We start from the raw sequence: 19,680 nt of genomic DNA, 5'->3' as shown, positions 1-19,680 counted from the left end.
TTACTCCTTTCGCAGGGAAAGTCCTGACAAAATCAGGACTTTCCCTAACGCCTGTTATTTTGAAACAATCTCATCCAGTCTTCCTGCTGCATCCTGAACTTCAGTCTTAACATCAGCTCCCATCAGGATATTCTCCATCATAGGTTTCATGACGTCATTATCAATCTGTGTTCCGTATTCATAACCGAGATGCCAGTCTCTTCCTATGGAAGACGCCTCTGAAACACTGTTGAGTATTTCATTAGACTTAATGTCCTCATCCTCAAGCAGGGAGTAAGACCATACTGGGAATCCGTTGCGTACGGACCATTCTTTCAGCACATCATCTGTCAGCCAGTATGACATGAATTTGTAGACAGCCTTTTTTGATGCATCGTCTGCTCCTTTTGGAATCATATATGAGCAGCCGCCTTCTGCGGAATATGCTCCTTCACTTCCGGAAGGCATGGCAGCGATACCATAATTCATGCCGAGATCATTCAGCACATTAATATTCCACGGGCCAGCAAGACACATGCCGATCTGTCCTGACTGGAACATCGTATCAGCCTCTGCAGATGTCAGACCATCCGGTGATACACCGGCTTTCTTCAGTTCCTGAAGCCAGGTAAGTGTCTCCACATTTGTATCAGAGTTTAAAAGATTTTCGTTGGTTGCCGTATTAATAACATCTCCGCCGTTCCCCCACAGATATTGCACATAGTACCCGAAGTCAGAAGGAATCGCCAAACCGTATTTACCTTCATCTGCGCTGGTCAGTGCCTTCGCACACTCTTCCAGTTCAGCAAACGTAGACGGCGGTGCATCCGGGTTTAATCCTGCATCACTGAACATGTCTTTGTTGTAGTATAAATACTGCAGGTTATACTGCATCGGTACGCCGTATAATTTGTCCCCGACATATGATTTTGCCACAACATTTTCATAATAGTTATCTTCATTTGTTCCGGTTGTGTCCCAGAAATCACTAATGTCTTCGAGAGAATCGTTATTTACATATTCCTGTATATACTCGATTCCTACTAAGACAAATGATGGTGCTGTACCTGTCGATATGGCTGCCGGCAGCTTTGACTGAAGTGTATCGTTGTCCATAATATCGACTTCTACAGTAATCCCGTCTTTATTTGTCTCATTATAGTCTTTGATAATTTCTTTTAGCACATCTCCGTCAGATCCTGTGAATACAGTCCACAGCGACAGTTTTGTTTCATCTGTGTTTTTGCTTTCGTCTTTTTTTGCCTCCTGCTTTGAACAACCAGCAAACAAAGAACACACCATAGCAGATGCCAATAAGATACTTCCGATTTTCTTAAACTTCATAATACCATCCTCCTGTTAAATTCCTTTTTCTATCTTACTTTGTGTTTCACTTGTTAAAACGATTCTAATACAAAAAGCTTAAATTTATCTTAAAAATATCAGGTATTTTTTACACTTTGAACTGTTTTTTATTTATTTTAATCTATTTTTTATGTTTTTTGCACAATCTATTGCTTTTCTTTTTTTTAATAGATATATTGTAATAGAGGTGATTTTAAAATGAAAGTTTTAATTATAGAAGACACGAAGCCGCTTGCACAGACACTTGCCGATCTGGCAGGAGAGGCCGGGAATTCAGCCGACATTGCTTTCGACGGTGACACAGGTTTGGAATACGCCAGGAGTGGATTATATGATGCAATCGTTCTGGATGTCATGCTGCCCGGTATGGACGGATTTGAAGTATTGAAGAGTATTCGAAATGAGAAGATTAAAACGCCTGTCATGATGCTGACAGCACGAGGTGATCTCAAAGACCGCATTTATGGTCTGGACAGTGGTGCCGATTATTATCTGACGAAACCATTTGAAACAGCGGAATTTCAGGCATGTCTCCGCGCTATTATGAGAAGGCAGAGCCCTATCATAGAAGAGGACCTCCGTTTTGGCGATATTACGCTCTCAACCTCTCTCCATGAATTAAAATGCGGTGAAAAAAGCATTAAGCTGAATTCTAAGGAGTATGAACTGCTGCGTCTCCTTATGCTGAATAACAAAAATATACTTTCCAAGGATATCATCATTAACAAAGTCTGGGGATATGATTCCGATGCCACCTACAATAACCTGGAGGCCTATATCTCTTTTCTCCGCCGTAAGCTGCATTTGTTATCATCCAATGTGACAATCTGTATTGCAAGAAAAGTAGGCTATTATCTGGATAATGGGCAAAAGTCCTCTTCCGGCCGGAATTTGTAAAAGGAGAAACATGATTAAAAAGCTTCGCAAACAAATTATTGCTGCCATCATGAGTGTATTTTCAATTTTACTGCTTATTATCCTTGTAAGTATCTATATATCTACAAAACAGACTCTGGAAAGCAGCTGCTGGGACAAACTGGAATCAGCGATTTACAAGACGTATTCGAATAATTCACCGCTTATTCAGGATACCTCCCTGCCTATACTGGTTGTAACAGTTGATTATAAAAATAATATCAAACTGCTGGTGAATGACATAGAAAGTCTCTCCGCAGATGACATCAGCGGCATCGTACATGAGGTACTGACAAGTAAATCAAAATCCTCCGTTATTGACGGCCATTTACGTTTTCTCAGGAAAAGTATTGGTATCTCTGATATCCGCATTGCTGTGGCGGATATCCAGACGGAACAGTCCCTCCTCAGGAAACAGTTCTGGCAGCTATTTGTCATCGGGCTTATCTCAATCCTCACGTTTGGAATACTGAGTATCGTGTTATCTGACAAGCTGACAAAACCAGTCCAAAATACGATTCTCTCCCAAAAAGACTTTATCGCCAATGCTTCCCATAAGCTTAAGACCCCTCTGACAATTATCCTTTCAAATTCAGAAATGCTTTTAAACGCAGAGGAACATTCCGGCAGATCGGACAACTATTCCGTGCAGCGTCTGAATTTTATCCACAGTGAATCTTTACGGATGAAGGTCCTGATAGAGCAGCTGCTTCAGCTTGCCAAACTGGACAGTTCAACCCTGCCAGTCCACAAGGATAAGCTGGACCTCAGCTTCCTCGTCTGCAACAGCATCTTAACTTATGAGCCAGTTATATATGATCTTGGGAAAAAATTAGATTTTGATTGTACAGAAAATATTACAGTACTTGGAAACGCAGAGAGTCTGAGGCAGGTTATCGATATTTTGATTGATAATGCAATCAAATATTCCCTGCCTGAGACTACGATAACGGTTTCATTGACAGAACTCAAACGAAGCGCACTTTTTACCGTTGAAAGCAATGGTGAGCCGATAAGTCCGGAGGACATTAACCGGATTTTCCAAAAATTTTATAGAATCGGAACCGACAGTACGGGTTACGGGCTTGGACTGTCCATCGCACAATCAATCATAGCGGAACACAATGGACTCATCTGGGCTGAAACCGACGGGATATCCAAAAACAAATTTTTAGTACAGTTAAATAGTGTTGTTGAATGATATCTTCAGTCTTTTTAGTTTCTAATATCTGCTGCCAGGCTCTTTACGCCGCCTTTCCCGGCTTCACTAAGAGTCCTGACCTCAGCAGTGCCGGTCTCACGGCATTATAGAGGAACGCCACTAATACAGTGGATACCACCGCATTTACAAACGTCGTTGCTGTGCTCCATTTGGCCAGAACCTCCGCCATCTGCTGTGGCTGGCCCAAAATATACTGCTTATAAAAATACCCGGCAATCGGATCCGCAATTACGTTGAATCCAAGTCCTGCGACAGATGCAATGATACTCCATTTAAAAATGTATTTTTTGTCGCTGCTCTCATTAATTTTAGCGATCCGGTGTGCAACTAATCCCACAATCAGTCCAATGCAGAGCTTTAAAACAAATGTCTTCGGAGCTCCTGTAATGTAGATTGGGTCCATAATATCCGCAAATGTCATCCCGATTGCGCCAGCCAGACCTCCGTACCAGCCGCCCAGCAGCAGCGCCCCGAGAACACAGAATGCATTCCCGATATGGATTGACGTAGCGTCTCCCCCCGGCATCGGAATCTTTATCTGAAGATAAGTAAATGTTACATAACAAAGCGTGGCCAGTATTGCAGTCTGGGCAAGCTTTAAGACTGTCTGATTTTTCTGTTCCATAGTTCATACTTCCTTTCACCTTTAGATGCTGTCTATGATACTACTAAAGTGGTTCTGTAAAAACATCCAGTTATTCACGAAATAACCAGTCCAGTTCTGAATCATGCATTGCCGGACATGCTTTATCTTGTCTCAGGCGGCAGTTTTTGTTATAGTAAACTCAGACAGAAATGCTTCACACATGCCCTTTCATTTCGTTAAGAGGGACATCGGTTAAAAGATGCCCTAACAGGAGAATCACATGATCAGAATCGCAATTGTAGAGGATGAGGACAGCTATATCGAACAGCTGACCGGGTACCTCCAAGAATACCGGAAAACTGCAAATGAAGACTTCGATATCACCGTCTACCGGGATGGTGATGCCGTTGTCGCCAGTTATAAAGCACAGTTTGACATTATCCTGATGGATATCCAAATGCGCTTTGTGGACGGCATGACCGCGGCAGAAGAGATACGGAGCCAGGATTCAGAAGTTGTCATCATCTTCATTACCAACATGACGCAGTATGCTATCCGGGGCTATGAGGTTGATGCTCTCGATTATATCCTGAAGCCGGTCTCTTATTTTGCATTCAGCCAGAAATTGAGCCGTGCCATAGCCAGAATTAAGAAGCGGGAAAGTAAATACGTCACTGTCTCTGTGAAAGGCGGCATCCTGCGCCTGAATGTATCGGATATCTATTATATAGAAAGTGCCGGGCATGACCTGATCTACCACTGCGCAGGCGGGAACCACACGGCATCAGGCACTATGAAGTCCGCAGAGGAAGAATTTGGGGGAATGAGTTTTTCCCGCGGCAACAAGTGTTACCTGATTAATCTGGAACACGTGGAAGGGATTCAGGACAAGTGCGCGGTTGTCCGGGGAGAACACCTGCAGCTGAGCCGTCCCCGCATGAACACATTTATGCAGGACCTGACCAAATACTGGGGGGAGATTAAATGAACCAGACAGATATAAACCTCATACTGCCCGACATCCCGAGGCTGTACACTGCACTTGCCGAATGGCTTGCCTGCATCCTGTGTATTCTGGAGATGAAACGGCGCATAAATGGCTGGAAGCTGGCCCTTACCTCTGCCGGAGCGCTTATACTCCAGGCCGCTTTTCTGACCTTAACAAAAGGACTCGGCGATTTCTGGTGGATTCTATGTATGGCCGCCGCTGTCGGGCTGATGTACCTTTTTCTCTTCCGCTGCTGTGACACCCATCTCAGGGACATCGGCTATTACTGTGTACGTGCCTTCGTTATCGCCGAGCTGGCCGCATCTCTGGAGTGGCAGATTGACTGCTATTTTTACTATACCATGAACTGGCAGGCCGGCTGGCTTCGGGTATTATTGCTGGTCGTGATCTATGCGGCAGTTTTTTTTACGGCGTGGGTGCTGTACCGGAAAACAACCTCCGGCGAAGACGGGCTTCAGATTACCTCAAAGGAACTTACTGCCTGCATTATCATCGGGCTGGCAGTCTTTCTTATGAGCAATCTTGGATTCGTGTCAAATTCAACCCCATTTGCCGGACATCAGACTGCCGAGATCTTCAACGTCAGGACTCTCATAGACCTTGGAGGCGCGGCAATCCTATATGCCTACCATATCCAGAGGATCGACCTGCGGACCAAACTGGAGCTGGAAAGTGTACAGAACATTCTTCACAACCAGTATATCCAGTACCAGCAGTCTCAGGAAGCGATGGACATTATCAACTATAAATATCACGACCTGAAGCACCATATTATTGCCCTCAAGTCGGAGGGAAACGACCAGAAAAGGAATGAATATCTGGATAAAATGGAAGAAGAAATACAGCACTATGAGGCCCAGAATAAAACCGGGAACCAGGTACTGGACACACTCCTTACCTCTAAGAACTTGTATTGCCTGAAAAATCAGATCTCCATGACCAGCGTAGTGGACGGGAGTTCCTTTGGCTTCATGGATGTCATGGATATCTGCTCCATCTTTGGAAATGCCTTAGATAACGCGATAGAATGTGAGAAAAAAATAGCCGATCCTGAAAAAAGACTGATTCATGTATCCGCATTTACACAGAAAAACTTCCTGATCATACGCTTTGAAAATTATTATGAAGGGGTTCTTACGTTTGACGAGCAGCTCCCTGTAACGACTAAGAAAGAGCCCCAGTTCCACGGGTACGGCCTGAAAAGCCTGCGGTATACCGTTCGGAAATCCGGTGGCGAAGTTGACGTCAGCACGCAGGATAACTGGTTTAACCTGAAGATTCTGATTCCCTTGAAGATGTAAGATATCTTTTACTATTTTTTTGTAATCCCTAATCTTTCAAAAAAATTTGAAAGATTACAGTAACGCTTCAACGAATTCCCATTGTCCATAATGAATTTCCATGTCTCATCATAGTCACCCGGGACATGGAATTCACAAATCTTTTTAGTCATTTAGTTTCACCTTCCCTGCCTTACGCATAGCCAGCTCAATTTCGTAAATATTAGTATCATTGTATAACTTTTCTTTCTGCCCTCCTAATTTAATACTTCTGAGATATGAAAGTCTCTTATTTTGTGTATTCTTAATATAAGAAGTTCTGATATAGCGTGCTTTTGGATTTATAGTTGTATACACTAAGGAATCATTAAGCAAAACCTCCATAGGACGCAGATTGTGAGCAGTAAATACAAGCTGTCCCTTCGCTTTTTCCTGCATAGCTTCAAGAAGCTCGCCCAGCAGATATTCATAAATCCCTGCATCCAGTTCATCTACAACCAGACAATATGTTTCTCTGTTAAAGCAGGCCACCAGACTGCTACAGATTGAAATAATCTTCTTAATCCCTGCAGATTCATATAAAAGTGGGATCCTTGCTCCATTACGTATCGTTATTACTTCAAACCTTACGCCGTCTCTCCCGTTGTCCATCAGTTTATCAAAATGGTTATAGATCTCCAACTCTATATCAGGCACCAGAGACTTCAAAACAATGTTTATCTGATCAATTGTAGCTTGTATATATGGGAAGAGTTCTTTATCTACAACATTCACGTCCATTAGATTCAGCATAAACCCGTTAAACCCGCTATTAACGGAAAGCGGCCAGTCTATATTAACAGGAAGCGCTCTGAGATTCAGCGCTAATAAACCATACTGGGAATTCTCCACAATTGCTAAATCATGGATCGCATAGGACTGCAGAATATAACTGAATTTATATATTTTATGTGGTTCGTCCTGCGCCTGAGAAAATACTTCCTGTGCTCTCTTTGAAAATAAGAAAGAACTTACTTCAGGTCTTTGTTTTTCATCATTATAATTCTCTGTCAGCTGCTGCGCGACCCCAAGTGATACAAGCTGAGTTATATTTTTCTCAAAATATTGATAATACTTCAGGGGCAGAAAAAGTTTCTTCCCTCCTTTTGTATATTCAAATATTGAAGTAAGTCTGGTCTGTTTTTCTGCATCCAGTTCTTTTACACTTAACTTTTCTCGGCTTATGCAGAAACTGTATTCCCCATTTTTTAGTAATTCAATCTCATATTCTGTGTAGAATGTTTTTTCACCTTCGGTAATCTTAAAGCTGTACTTCATGCGGGCTGTCTCACTCTGAAATCGTATACAATGATAAAAATCAGCCGGAATCTTTCTACCGCTCATCAGATCTTTTAACAGAAGTATGCTGTCTACAAGAACTGTCTTACCAGACCCATTCTGTCCATATACGCCGAGGATGTTCCCTTTTTGCCTGTCATTAAACTCAACTACTCCATGTTCCACATTTTTCAAATTGTTTATTTCAACATTAACAAGTCGTACAACATTCCCCATTTTTATTCCTCCTCCATATCTGGCACTCGTTTTTCTTAATTATAATTTATTATTCCAGTTTCGTCAATTCTTATTCTGCTTTTGTTAATTAATTTTACAATTTTCATTTTAAATTTATATTTTATTAATATATATGAATTTTTTAATGTATATCTTTGCATATCTGTTGTTTTCAACATTATGCACTAAGCAAGTCATATATTTTTGTGCAATATTTCTAATCAATTTGCAATTTGTGCAAAAAAAACGCAGTTTATGCGTAAACCCGCACGGATGTAAAACTTCTGTTAAAATCTTATTATCCAATACTAAAGGAGGAGAATCAGGTGAAACATCAGGATCTTATCGATAAAATGACGCTCGCGGAGAAGGCAGCGTTTTTAAGTGGAAAGTCAGAATGGGAAACGAGAGATTTTAAGCGTCTCGGTATCCCTTCTATTTTTTGTTCCGACGGCCCTCACGGAATCCGCAAACAGGACGGCGCCGGAGACCATCTCGGTCTGAATGCATCCCTGCCGTCGACCTGCTTTCCAACCGCTGCTGCTGTGGCAAACAGCTGGGATGAAGAACTCGGACAGGAACTTGGCGATGCGCTGGGTGAGGAAGCAGGTTCCTTAGGTGTCAACGTTCTTCTCGGCCCGGGTCTGAATATAAAAAGAAGTCCGTTATGCGGAAGAAACTTCGAGTATTATTCAGAGGACCCATATCTTGCCGGAAAGATGGCCGCATCCTATATCAGGGGAATTCAGAAACGCGGCGTGTACGCATGTCCAAAGCATTTTGCAGTAAATAGCCAGGAACTGCGCCGTATGGCAATGAATTCTGTTCTGGACGAACGTACTCTGAGGGAAATCTACCTGACCGGATTTGAAATCGCCGTGAAAGAAGGCGGCGCAAAGGCCATCATGACAAGCTACAATGAAGTAAACGGTACATATGCCAATGAAAACACACATTTGCTGAAAGACATTCTGCGGGATGAATGGGGCTTTGACGGCATCGTCATTACGGACTGGGGCGGTTCCAACAGCCATACCCGCGGTGTTTTGGCAGGATCTGACCTCGAAATGCCTACTCCCGGACTCGACTCAGCACGTGAAATTTTGCAGTCCATAAAAGACGGAACTCTCAAAATGGAAGAACTGGATTCCTGTGTGGATCATCTCTTAGATGCGGTACTCACACTCAGCGAAAATACTGAAACTATGAAACGCAGTTTTTCAGAGACCGCCCATCACGGGCTTGCCAGAAGAGCTGCAAGTGAAAGTGCAGTACTGTTAAAGAATACAGATCAGATTCTCCCTCTTGCCGCCAAGAGTAAAGTTGCAGTCATCGGAGACTTTGCCTTCGCACCGAGATATCAGGGGGCAGGCTCTTCTGTCGTGAATGCTACTTTCGTTGAGACAACCGAAAGAATCATCCAGAATTACGACCTTCAGGTTACAGGATGCAGCCGCGGCTATCAGCGGACAGGCGGTGAAGATGCGGCCCTGAAAAAAGAAGCTCTGGACCTTGCCGGGAAAGCGGATGTCGTACTCTACTATTTTGGTCTGGACGAACTCAGCGAATCCGAAGGAATGGACCGTACACATATGCGTATCCCACAGAATCAGATTGACCTTCTCGAGGCACTGGTTCAGGTCAACCCTAATATCGTAGGCGTAGTAAGTGCAGGTGCTTCTTTTGAAATGCCGTGGCACTACTGCTGTAAGGCTATCCTGCACGGTTTTCTGACCGGGCAGGCAGGAGCCAGTGCTATGTTGGATATACTGACCGGCAAAGTCAATCCTTCCGGCCGCCTGAGCGAAACTTATCCGGTCAAATATGAAGACACACCGGCCTTCAGGAACTTCCCGGGTACAGAGCGGAATTCAGAATACCGGGAAGGCCTCTTCATCGGCTACCGGTACTATGACACTGCAAAAGTACGGGTACAATATCCCTTCGGCTACGGGCTTTCCTATACTACTTTCGAATACTCTGACTTAAAGACGGATGAGTGGGGTGCGACATTCACTATTAAAAACACAGGCGCACGGGACGGTGCAGAGGTCGCCCAGCTCTATGTTTCAAAGCCTGATAAGGAAGTTTTCCGTCCTGTGAAGGAATTGAAAGGATTCAGGAAGGTATTTTTGAAAGCAGGTGAAAGCAAAGAAGTGACCATTCCTTTTGATGATAAAACATTCCGTTACTGGAATGTACTGACGAATCAATGGGAAATCGAAGGAGGAACTTACCAGATTATGATCGGCGCCTGTGTTGCAGATATCAGGCTGACGGCAGATGTACAGATCGAAGGGTCAACAGACTTCTTCCCATACAAGAAAGAAACGCTCCCTTCCTACTATTCCGGATTGGTACAGCAGGTCAATGACAAAGAATTTGAGACACTGCTCGGACACCCGGTCCCGGATGGGAAATGGACCGGAGAGCTCGGTGTCAATGACGCTATCTGCCAGATGTACTATGCAAAAAGCGGTCTTGCCAGACTGATATACCGGGTCCTTACACACCTGAAGAAAAAGAGCGAGGCCAAAGGAAAGCCTGATTTGAACATATTGTTTATCTATAATATGCCTTTCAGGGGGATTGCAAAGATGACCGCAGGTGCCGTCAGCATGGACATGGCGTACGGTATGGTAGAAGTTGTAAACGGACATTTCTTCAAAGGAATGAAGAAAATCATTGGCGGCTTCTTTGCCAATTCTAAAGCCAATAAAGCATATGAATCGAAACTTGCAGGAAAGTAAAATACAGGAGGTTTAATCAATTATGGAAAGCGAAGTTAAAAAGGCCGGTTTCTGGAGTAATTTTAAGGAAAAGCATCCCGGCATCGCACAGTTTATCGTATTTTTTATCATCAGTAACGGGGTCACCGTACTCCAGATGATTATGATGCCGCTCATCAAGTATTTGTTCGGCTTCACATCTCTGGTAAGCACGGCATTTCAGGTACTGCCTGTAGGGCATAATCTGGACGGAAGCATTTACTATGTATTCGACTATGCTGCAGGCTCTATCGCAGGCGGGGGCGGCGGTGGTCTCGCCTATTTCCTCGCCGTTGAGATCACGCTTCTGCTTGCACAGATTATCAATTTCTTCCTTCAGCGGAATGTAACCTTTAAGTCTAATACGAGCGTGGTAAAAGCCGCTGTATGGTATTTCATCGCGTGGGTAATTATTTCCGTCGGGGCTGCCGCACTGCAGGGACTTTATAAAACACCAATCTATGATTTCTGCATGAATATGATGGGGCAGGGTGCCGGTATGACAGTCGCGGATATCATAACCATGCTGATCAACTGTGTCATCTCCTTCTGGGTATTCTTCCCGATCATGAAGATTATTTTTAAAGAGAAAAAAGAAGCATAAAACAAAATCAGATAACATACAAAAAGGACTTGCCGGTGTGCAGGTCCTTTTTTGTATGAAATGATATTTTTTTGTAGCAATTTACTTTTAATTATCGTCTAATAAATATAAGGGTATTTTACAGACATCAAACAGTTACGGTTCACACAGAACCTGCAGCTTACAGGGGGGAACAAAGTGGAAGAAGTAAAACGATCCACGGATATCAGACTGGTTAGAAAAGCAATCCGGGGCAGTGTCGACGCCTATGGTGAACTTATAACAATACATAAAGGTTATCTGTACCGGATGGCATACCTGCATTCCGGCAATGAGGATGCCGCGCTGGAAATTGTGCAGGAAACGGTACTGAAGGGCTTTCATTCTATTAAAACCCTTCAGAATCCTGCGGTATTCAGGTCCTGGATGACCACAATCCTGATACATGTATCCAGTGATTATTATAGGAGGAATATTCCATTTTCAGAGCTTCCTGAAGAAGAACAGGAGCAGGAAAACAGCGGAATCTCCGCAGAAGAAAGACTGGACCTGTATGCCGCAATCCGCAGGCTTCCCGAGCATTACAGAATGGTCATCGTTCTGAAATATTTTGACGGGCTGAAACAGGATGAGATCGCCGGGATCATGAACATTCCCCGGGGAAGTGTTTCTTCATATCTGACACGTGCTAAAAAAGAACTCAGAAAAAGCCTGGAGGAGGGATATTTAAATGGATAAAAGATTTGAACAGATTCCCGTATCCGAAAAGCTGGACGGCGTGATTGACCACTGCATGGAGCAGCTTCGTAAGGAGCAGAAAAGTAAGAGAAAAAAATGGATGAAAAAGACATTTATTTCACTTGGTACAGCCGCCGCTGTTTTTGTGTGTGCCGTTTTCTTCGGGGCAAGTAATCCCAATGCAGCCGAGAGTATCCCTCTGATCGGGCATATCACCCGTTTGATGCAGGGGGAACAAAAGCCTGCCCAGGAGTATATACAGGAATCTAATGGCGTAAAAATAACAGTATCTGAAGTGACACATGACAATCACTGGATTTCTATGAATGTGGTATTTTACAGTAAATCTGGTTTTCCGCAAGAGATGTATGCCAGTACATCTGGTACAGAATGTGGTCTGCTTGAATTTATATCCGAAATCCGTTTTGATTTTTATGATCAGACAATTGCTGATTCTTCGTATATGAAAGGCAGCTTTACAGATGAAAATACTTATTCCGGGAAAATCAATATTCCGATTGACCAGCGAATCCCCGCGTCCGCCAGAAGAGATATAAAAATCCCAAAAGAATTCGACTTCACCTGGAATATCAGTATTATCTATGACTGGCCCTATGATTTATGGGAATACGCTTTGAATGAAGAAAAGCCATACCACACCAGCTTTTTACCTAACAATGGATTTGGCGGAACCTGGGATTTTCAATTCAGTATCCCGCTGAACGTTAACCAATAATCGTTTTCTGAGCCAAGAAACGGAGGATACCATATGCATACACAAAGGAAAAGAAGAACTGCCGGCAAAAAATATTCAAACATAGGACACAGAAATATGCCTGATATCCACACTTCAGCTCCAAAAAAGGGCTGGATTATCATAGGCAGCATTCTCTGTCTGCTTCTTCTTATTTACATAGCCATCTCCGTGTTTTTTATGAGCCATTTTTTTATGAACACCGGGATTAACGGACACAACTTTTCCGGAAAGACAGTCTCGGACGCCGAAAGGTATCTGAAGGATCAGGTAAACGATTATTCCCTGACAATCCGGGGAATGGATGGAAAGACTGATGTCATCAAAGGGGCTGATATTTCCCTTGTATATGTCGATAATAATCAGATAGAAAACATCCTGAAAAAACAAAATCCATTTCTATGGCCCCAGTCTGTTTTTTCCAAGAAAGCCGTCAGCATTACCATTGAATTATCTTATAATAAGGACGCTCTGGATCAGGCTGTCGGTTCGATCCATGCGGTAACCACCGTGCAGACCCCGCCTGTGTCTGCACAGCCAGAATTCGATGGCACCCAGTTTGTCATCAAACCAGAAACTTACGGAACCGCGGTTGACATGAACGTATTAAAAGAAAAAATCACATCCGCCATTATGAAGTTTTCTTCCGAAATCAATCTCGAGAAGGAAAAATGCTATGCACTCCCCAAATACACCTCTGAGTCAAAAGAGTTGAAGCAGGCCTGTGCCGAAATGAATAAATACTGCAAGGCAAGTATTACTTACTCGATGAATGACTCCGTAGTGGTCGATAAAACGCTTATCTCAACATGGCTTACAACCGATGATGATATGAACGTCATTTTTCATGAGGACGCCATAAAAAAATGGCTGGAAGAATTTGGTGACAAGTATGATACCGTCGGCACTACAAGGACCTTCACAACCCCATCCGGAAAAAGCGCCACCGTGACGGGAGGCACTTACGGATGGTCGGTCGATGAGGATACTGAATTTGAGAATCTGAAGAACAGCATTAAAAACGGCGAAACCATAACAAGAGAACCAGAATACTATATCGGAGGAACCGCCGCTGCCCATGCAATGCCCGACTGGGGAGACACCTTCGTCGATGTGGACCTGAGCGAACAGCACATGTGGTATGTCGTAAATGGTTCTATTGCCCTTGAAACAGATGTAATCACCGGAGAACCGATCCCTGAAAAAATCACTCCCGAGGGCACTTATTCTCTGCAGGATAAAAAGATGCACGAAATACTGGTCGGCAGTATCGATCCCACTACCGGGAAACCTTCCTATGAGACAGAGGTGACCTACTGGATGCGCATCACATGGGATACAGGCATCGGCCTGCACGACGCTATATGGCAGAGTGGATTTGGGGGAAACCTGTACCAGATCCCCCATATCGGATCGCACGGATGCATTAATATGCCACTTGACATGGCCGGTTCTTTGTACGACATGATAGAAATAGGAACGCCTGTCATTGTTCACTATTAACAAGCTTATACCACGATGAAAAAGAGCCGGAACCAGACATATTTGTATCTGATTCCGACTCTTGATTATCCGGCTAGACCGTTTTCCGTTTCTTATACTTTTTGAAAAGCAGTATTTCACTTCCTACAAAGAGTATAGCCAGCAGTACATCCACACCGATAAATATCTTTACCCATCCCGGTGTCCCCGTTTCCTTAGCCATTGCATTGGAATTTGCCAGCGCATACAGGTTCTCATGACTCGCCCTGCGAAGTGCAGTAACGGTATTGGCATCCTCTGTATTTGTGATCAGGCCATCTCCGCCTGTCATGGAAAGCCCCTGTGTTAAACCGCTGCGGATTCCCCTGTTCAGATCCATATAGAAGTCAGCAAGCGGGTCCATCGCATCTGTGATTACAGCTCCGTGGAATCCCCATTCATCCCGCAGCACAGTCTGAAGCAGTGACTGGCAGCTTCCTGCCCACTGGGTTCCGATTGAGTTAAAGGATGACATGCATCCAAGGCTTCCACCTTCTTTAAAGCTCTTTTCAAATGCCTTTAGATAGATTTCCCTGATCGACTGTTCCGTTGCCCAGGTACATATACCGTTTGTTCTGTTTGTTTCCTGGTCATTCAAAGCGAAATGTTTTACATAGCAGATAACTCCCTGTGAAGTGGCTCCGCCTACTTCTTTGCCGCCTATGATGCCTGCCAGTGTACCGTCTTCTGAATAATACTCAAAATTTCTTCCCGCAAATGCACTGCGGTGGGTATTCATGGCAGGACCATACCATCCTGTCACGCCGAGTTCTACACACTCTTTTCCAACCTGTTCTCCCCTCGCCTGTGCCAGTTCTTTATTCCATGTGGCTGCAATCATAGCTGCCGGAGGATATGCCACTCCGCTGATACTGGAGTTAAAATTGCTCGTAATCCCTGCTGGTCCGTCACATGCAGTGGATTCAGCCGCCTCAGCAGAATCTACAGCTATCATATGGAAACCTCCGTCAGCAACCAGTGCAGACATTTCATCTACAGTCATCTGGTCAAGCAGCTCATCCCATTTAGCATCATCATAATCAAGTCCCTTCATATCCTGTATTGTCAGGCCATTGTCAGCCCCTGTCACAGGCATTTCTGCATCCGGGTCATCATATTCTGAAGCATCATATGTATTTTTGCATTGATAATCTGCAATCTGCTCTGATGTCATTTCTACATTTCCCGGTGCTTTTGTAACTTCATCATAGTTGGCAAATCCATCTTTTCTGCTGAGATAAGTCACATCTCCCCTTGCAAAATCGAACTGATTTGTTACAGCTGTTTCGTCAGTAGAACGCTTTCCGTCATTCTCGTCATTATATATGATATCTTTCTCAACAGTAATTTTCTCTGAATCTAATACTGTATGAGAATCGCTGTTAAGTGTAATTGCATAGTCACCATGCTCAAGAACATAACTCTTGTTGTTTATGTCATCATAGGATGCCATATCTTCATAGTTGAAGGTAATACTAATTGTCTGTGAATCTCCCGGTTCCAGAATTTCTGTTTTTTCGAAATCAAGAAGATTCGTACTTGCTTTTTCAATTCCACCATTATAATACGGAGGCGTATAATAAATCTCCACAACATCTTTCCCGGCAGTATCACCAGTATTCTCCACAACCACCTCTAATGTAACGGATGTTCCATCGTCTTTTATGCTGGTGATTTCCTTATCAAAAGTTGTATAAGACAGACCGTAGCCAAACGGATACTGTACCACGGAATCATAATCAATCTGCCCTTCAGCTGCCGCTGTTTCATAATATTTGTATCCTACATAAATGCCTTCCACATAGTTTACAAACTTAGCTTTATTCTCCTCTGATCCTGTGATTTCATTTGAATTACTGTAGTCGAAATTCCCAAAATTGTTGTAAACAGGTGTAGACATTAAATCATACACATAGGTATCTACCAGTTTTCCTGAAGGATTTACATCTCCGCACATGATAGAGCCGAGTGCATTAAATCCTGTCTCCCCTGCGCCTGCACACCACAGTGCAGCCTTGATATTTTCATACTCGTCAAGCCATCCAAGCTCCATTGCATTTGCTGAGTTTATAATAACGTAAACTTTTTCAAAGCTGTCATTTACACGCTCAACCATCTCTGCTTCTCTTGCTGTTAATTCCAGATAGCTCTTTTCTGAACTCAAATCTTCTTCATTTGTAGAATATGTAACTTCTCCTCCCATCTGAGTTGTATTGTATGTATTCTCATCTGACATTTTCTCGGGCAGGTCAGGGCCTTCTCCGCCTGCACGAGTGATTACTATGACTGCCGTATCAGAAAACGTCTCTGCATCCTCAAAAATACTGTTTTTATCATATTCTTCCATAGTCGGCTGGGGTGATGTCCAGTCTACTTCTCCCATACCGATAGACGGCCGGTCTGAACGATACTCTTTATAGAAGTCTGTCAGGGCAGTATTCAGTTCAAATCCAGCATTCTCAAGTCCCTGAAGCAACGACACAGCATTTTCTTCAGAAACACTTCCTGAGCCCGTACCGCCATAAATAGGCTGCGTACTCCCCCATCCGAATACATTCAGTTTGGTACCCTTATTGACAGGCAGTGCATTATCTTCATTTTTTAAAAGTACAACGCCTTCATCAGCAATCTCTTCACATAACTCTATGGATGCTTGTTTTGTCTCTTCACTTAATCCTTCAGAGCCTGTCATCACTTTATTAATCAGAGAGTACTCTATATTCAGACAGATTACATTTGCTGCAACAGCAACCGCGAGAATACTGGCCAGAATAGACTGGCCACGCACCATTTTCCTGATACCCACTTCTTTTCTGGCCACTGCAATACTCACGATAACCGCTGCTATAATCACAACTACTGCTATAATCAGCGGCACTTTAATCGCATTCAGTGTACTGTACACATCATCCATTGATACTGCAACTGCACCGCCGAAAAGCATATCATAAATCTTTCGGTAAGCAAAATAGGCGGCTGCCACTATTACTGCCACTATAATCAGCGGCTTTAACCATTTGTTCTTTTTCTCTTCCATCATAACTCCTTTTCATACTTTATTTGCGCGCGCTTTTTAAAACTGTTATGATTTTAACAGCCATAAAAGCATTTTTATATTTATTCGACATGACATGTAAAAATATAGTATGAAATGCACCCGTAATTTCTAAATGAAATGACATCAAAACAATATGGTAGTATAATAAAATCTGTTTAAAGATATAAGACTTTAAAAGAGGTATGTCTTATCACAGGAGGAGTTAACATATGAACACTTATCGTGCAGCAATATGCGAGGATAGTCCGAGGACTCTCGATGTCATACACGAACAGCTTTCTGAGGAGTTCTCCCGACGGGATTTCAATATAGTTTTTGACTGTTATACTGAACCAAAGGCACTGTTGGATGTCTGTCATGCTTCCGGGAAATATCAAATTCTTTTTCTCGATATTGATATGCCCGAAATTAACGGGATTGAATTGTGCCGCAGAATACGGAGTGATTATCCTGAGGTGATTACAGTGTTCATCTCTGGAAAGGAAAAGATGGTCTTCCAGACTTTCGAAGTGCGTCCTTTTCGTTTTATCCGCAAGAGTCATTTTACGGAGGAACTCCCTGCACTGGTAAATGACATCATTCATGAAATGAGGATGCAGGAAGGCACCTCTGTTTCTGTAGAAGAACGTTACTCCGGTAATATTTATTCACTGAATACCAATCAAATAATCTATATTGAATCTCTCGTTAAAAACTGCCGTATAGTACTTACCACTCAGGAACTTTTAATTCAATACCGGATTAAGGATTTTGAAGCTCTGCTGAAACAATATGGTTTCCTGCGCCCACACAGAAGTTTCCTTGTTAATTACAGGTACATATTCAGCATTCAAAAAAACACCTTAATACTTGATAATAAAGAAACAATTCCTTTGAGCAGAAATCGGATTACTACGATAAAAGAAGAATTTATTACATTGAATTACGGAGGCGCTTAAATGTTTCAAACAATATTAATATGGACGGAGGCAACATTTACCTTCGCTTTCCTGATTCTTGCACTTGCCTGTACATATCCTTTTAAGAAAAACAGATTTCCACCGTATGCGGTCACCATATTCTGGATTCTCCTTTTTACGGCAGTGTATAAACCGTTGGAAATCTATACCGGAAGCTTTTACGTTTACCTTGCTGTTGTGTTTATATTTGCATTTCTGTTCACCTTTTTATTCCAAAAGCAGGGATTGTTTGCCAAAACAGCATTTATCATCGCTTACATCTGCAGCATTGTTTTTATAAAATCAAGTCTCCTTCCTCTTTTATCCGCTACGCATCAAACTCTGGATGGAGAACTTACAGCTGCCGGACATGCCATATTTTATACGGCCCTCGCGATGTGTACTTTGTTTTTTAGTTCTCATCCACTGATTTTTCAGCCCCAGCTGCCTCAAAAGTATATTTGTTTAATGACACTCTCCCCATTTGCTATTGCAGTTCTGGCTCAGATGTATATTTCTTTTGCCAGACAGAATGACTCTAATTTATTTTTTTCTGTTGCAATGCCGCTCTGTATCCTATGTATAATACTGATTAATTACTACCTGAATTATCTGATTATTTCTACTTTTGAAAATGTACTTGAAACTAATAGTTTTAACCAGAAACTGCAGTTACAGATTGATAATATGAATCGCTCTTCGGCAATAATCTCACAAATACGTCAGGAAAAGCACGAACTGAGGAATAATTATTTTTATATACAGTCACTAGTGAAAAGAAAAAATTATGAAGAACTTGAAAAATATCTGGATACAGAACTTGAATATCGTTTTAATACTATGGAAGAATTTCAGACCGGCAATGTCATGCTGGACCACCTGCTCACACAGAAAGTCAGCGAGGCACGGGAACAACAGATTCATGTAATTACAGACATTCTCCTGATATCGAAAATTTCTATAAAAGATAACGACTTATGTGCTGTGCTAATGAACCTGTTGGATAACGCTATAGATGCCAGCAAAGCAGAAATCGAAAAAGATATTCATATCACACTTTCTGTAGTTAAAAATTACCTGAATATTCAGGTGAAAAATAAATGCTCCTATGATGTTCTGAAAGAAAATAAGACCTTGAAGACAACTAAAAATGATAAAGATAATCATGGGCTTGGGCTTAAAATCATCCACTCCATTGTTGATAAGTATAATGGAATTTTTAAAGCCAGTATGGAAAACGGTTACTTTGTCGTACATATTATGCTGGAACTGAATGATATGTAGGTTACTGTCTATTATTTGGGGCCGGCTCTTTGGCAATGTTATGCTAAGGCCCCAGCATGGTAACCGGCTGGGGACTGAACAGTAACACAGTCTGTTTCCTTATTCCAATTTCGTCAAATTGCCTAA

Annotated in this window: 16 protein-coding genes; 11 read left to right on the top strand and 5 right to left on the bottom strand. The window is 42.6% G+C overall.

Features of this window, described 5'->3' with window-relative positions:
- Positions 1-54: 54 nt before the first annotated feature.
- Positions 55-1,323 carry an ABC transporter substrate-binding protein gene (locus ABIN22_RS03950; protein WP_109730635.1) on the bottom strand — a complete coding sequence of 423 codons (1,269 nt, stop codon included), beginning with the start codon at positions 1,321-1,323 and terminating at the stop codon, positions 55-57.
- Positions 1,324-1,542: 219 nt separating this feature from the next.
- Here ABIN22_RS03950 and ABIN22_RS03945 point away from each other — a divergent pair, with 219 nt between their 5' ends.
- Both ABIN22_RS03945 and ABIN22_RS03940 read left to right on the top strand, forming a co-directional pair.
- On the top strand, positions 1,543-2,241 hold the full coding sequence (locus ABIN22_RS03945; protein WP_109730636.1) for a response regulator transcription factor: 699 nt from the start codon (positions 1,543-1,545) through the stop codon (positions 2,239-2,241).
- A gap of 10 nt (positions 2,242-2,251) precedes the next feature.
- Positions 2,252-3,460 (top strand): sensor histidine kinase, encoded by a 1,209-nt coding sequence (locus ABIN22_RS03940; RefSeq protein ID WP_346906742.1) that lies wholly within the window; start codon positions 2,252-2,254, stop codon positions 3,458-3,460.
- Positions 3,461-3,503: 43 nt separating this feature from the next.
- Here ABIN22_RS03940 and ABIN22_RS03935 read toward each other — a convergent pair whose 3' ends face one another.
- Positions 3,504-4,106 carry an ECF transporter S component gene (locus tag ABIN22_RS03935; protein ID WP_109730638.1) on the bottom strand — a complete coding sequence of 201 codons (603 nt, stop codon included), beginning with the start codon at positions 4,104-4,106 and terminating at the stop codon, positions 3,504-3,506.
- A gap of 241 nt (positions 4,107-4,347) precedes the next feature.
- Between ABIN22_RS03935 and ABIN22_RS03930 the strand changes: the two genes are divergently transcribed.
- Positions 4,348-5,055 (top strand): LytR/AlgR family response regulator transcription factor, encoded by a 708-nt coding sequence (locus ABIN22_RS03930; protein WP_118619871.1) that lies wholly within the window; start codon positions 4,348-4,350, stop codon positions 5,053-5,055.
- Positions 5,052-6,377 carry an ATP-binding protein gene (locus ABIN22_RS03925; protein ID WP_346906739.1) on the top strand — a complete coding sequence of 442 codons (1,326 nt, stop codon included), beginning with the start codon at positions 5,052-5,054 and terminating at the stop codon, positions 6,375-6,377. Before ABIN22_RS03930 ends, ABIN22_RS03925 begins: the two co-directional genes overlap by 4 nt.
- A gap of 11 nt (positions 6,378-6,388) precedes the next feature.
- On the opposite strand, the gene ABIN22_RS03920 is transcribed toward ABIN22_RS03925, so the two are convergent.
- Positions 6,389-6,529, bottom strand: a complete 141-nt coding sequence (locus ABIN22_RS03920; protein WP_346906737.1) for a hypothetical protein — start codon at positions 6,527-6,529, stop codon at positions 6,389-6,391.
- The gene (locus tag ABIN22_RS03915; RefSeq protein ID WP_346906735.1) at positions 6,522-7,910 is read right to left on the bottom strand and encodes an AAA family ATPase; all 1,389 of its coding nucleotides are present in this window, start codon (positions 7,908-7,910) and stop codon (positions 6,522-6,524) included. The genes ABIN22_RS03920 and ABIN22_RS03915 overlap by 8 nt, the downstream gene beginning before the upstream one ends.
- 326 nt (positions 7,911-8,236) lie before the next feature.
- Here ABIN22_RS03915 and ABIN22_RS03910 point away from each other — a divergent pair, with 326 nt between their 5' ends.
- From ABIN22_RS03910 to ABIN22_RS03890, 5 genes are all read left to right on the top strand, one after another.
- Positions 8,237-10,660: a glycoside hydrolase family 3 C-terminal domain-containing protein gene (locus ABIN22_RS03910; protein WP_346906733.1), complete on the top strand. Its 2,424-nt coding sequence runs from the start codon at positions 8,237-8,239 to the stop codon at positions 10,658-10,660.
- Positions 10,661-10,682: 22 nt separating this feature from the next.
- Positions 10,683-11,282 carry a hypothetical protein gene (locus ABIN22_RS03905; protein ID WP_109730642.1) on the top strand — a complete coding sequence of 200 codons (600 nt, stop codon included), beginning with the start codon at positions 10,683-10,685 and terminating at the stop codon, positions 11,280-11,282.
- 177 nt (positions 11,283-11,459) lie between these two features.
- A complete protein-coding gene (locus ABIN22_RS03900; protein ID WP_346906731.1) occupies positions 11,460-11,999 on the top strand; it encodes a sigma-70 family RNA polymerase sigma factor in 540 nt (179 codons plus the stop codon).
- Complete coding sequence (locus ABIN22_RS03895) at positions 11,992-12,735, top strand: DUF4179 domain-containing protein (RefSeq protein WP_346906729.1); 744 nt, start codon at positions 11,992-11,994, stop codon at positions 12,733-12,735. Before ABIN22_RS03900 ends, ABIN22_RS03895 begins: the two co-directional genes overlap by 8 nt.
- 33 nt (positions 12,736-12,768) lie before the next feature.
- Positions 12,769-14,256, top strand: coding sequence for a L,D-transpeptidase family protein (locus ABIN22_RS03890; protein WP_346906727.1), 1,488 nt, complete (start codon positions 12,769-12,771; stop codon positions 14,254-14,256).
- 73 nt (positions 14,257-14,329) lie between these two features.
- Here ABIN22_RS03890 and ABIN22_RS03885 read toward each other — a convergent pair whose 3' ends face one another.
- Entirely contained in the window at positions 14,330-17,314 is a 2,985-nt protein-coding gene (locus tag ABIN22_RS03885; protein ID WP_346906725.1) for a glycoside hydrolase family 3 C-terminal domain-containing protein, read from the bottom strand.
- A gap of 227 nt (positions 17,315-17,541) precedes the next feature.
- Between ABIN22_RS03885 and ABIN22_RS03880 the strand changes: the two genes are divergently transcribed.
- Both ABIN22_RS03880 and ABIN22_RS03875 read left to right on the top strand, forming a co-directional pair.
- Complete coding sequence (locus tag ABIN22_RS03880) at positions 17,542-18,270, top strand: LytR/AlgR family response regulator transcription factor (protein WP_346906723.1); 729 nt, start codon at positions 17,542-17,544, stop codon at positions 18,268-18,270.
- Positions 18,271-19,554 (top strand): sensor histidine kinase, encoded by a 1,284-nt coding sequence (locus ABIN22_RS03875; RefSeq protein WP_118619859.1) that lies wholly within the window; start codon positions 18,271-18,273, stop codon positions 19,552-19,554.
- The last annotated feature ends 126 nt before the right edge of the window (positions 19,555-19,680 follow it).

Origin of the sequence: Faecalicatena orotica, assembly GCF_905197545.1 — a bacterium.
In the GTDB taxonomy this organism is placed as follows: Bacteria; Bacillota; Clostridia; order Lachnospirales; family Lachnospiraceae; genus Faecalicatena_A; species Faecalicatena_A orotica.
Note: the sequence above shows the minus strand (reverse complement) of the source record. Positions and strands in the feature narration are given on the sequence as shown.